An 817-nucleotide genomic window follows, 5' to 3' on the forward strand; every position below is an offset into this window, starting at 1 on the left:
GCAAACGTCGGAACACCTTGGTCGTTAGGCGAAAGTTTTCAAAATAATCTTGTCAAAGGTCTTAGTTCATTCAATAACGAAATATATTAAATATGAAAGTAATTCTAGCCAATAAATTAATTCGATTTCTCTTTTTGATGTTAGTCCTTTTAATAATGTATGTATACGTTTATCCAATCTCGTGTGCTTTATTAGATTATAAATCAGAATTGGAAGAACTCAATAAACAAAATGACTATAAGTTAATTGCTGATGATCAAATAATTAGAATCAATAATTCGAATGCTACTTTTAGCTTAAATAAACTAAATCTTAATAAACAATTGAAATGTCAGCAATTCGGAGAATATCACTCGTTTTGTATTGCTCCAGAATCCGTTGAGAGTAGCTACGGAATAAAAACGCTATCCTTAGAACAAGCTGTCCATTGTGCAGACGTATTTCGTTTGTCGATGCATTTGTCAGATATTCCTTGCAAAGATATGATCTTTGATGTTTTGGCAGTTAAGCCAATAAAGTTTGGCATTTTTGATGATTACAGAATAATTAGAAAAGAATTATTTAAATTAGGTCTGAGAACTTCGATAGTTACTCCAGATACAATCGATGAGTTTATTATATTAACTGAGAATGAAACGTACTATGTTTTTAAGACTTCAAAAAATAACGATTATCAAATATTTGCTTATTGGGATCGAGACTACGTTTATAAAATAGAAACAGTAATATCAGATAAGGATATTTTAATTGAATCTTTAAAGAAAATAAAAATTTAGAAATTGTTAGAAAACCTTCGCCTAACTATCGGTGCTTCCGC

The 817-nt window shown here is 29.7% G+C and carries 1 protein-coding gene; it reads left to right on the forward strand.

Translation table 11 applies throughout. The features are described from left to right. Window positions 1-92: 92 nt before the first annotated feature. The gene (locus tag CH362_RS19100) at window positions 93-776 is read left to right on the forward strand and encodes a hypothetical protein (protein ID WP_100711901.1); all 684 of its coding nucleotides are present in this window, start codon (window positions 93-95) and stop codon (window positions 774-776) included. Window positions 777-817 lie beyond the last annotated feature (41 nt).

It is taken from the genome of Leptospira saintgironsiae (assembly GCF_002811765.1).
In the GTDB taxonomy this organism is placed as follows: domain Bacteria; phylum Spirochaetota; class Leptospiria; order Leptospirales; family Leptospiraceae; genus Leptospira_B; species Leptospira_B saintgironsiae.

Coding starts and splice junctions, on each gene's coding strand:
- CH362_RS19100 (WP_100711901.1), top strand. CDS start 93: ATGAAAGTAATTCTAGCCAATAAATTAATTCGATTTCTCTTTTTGATG.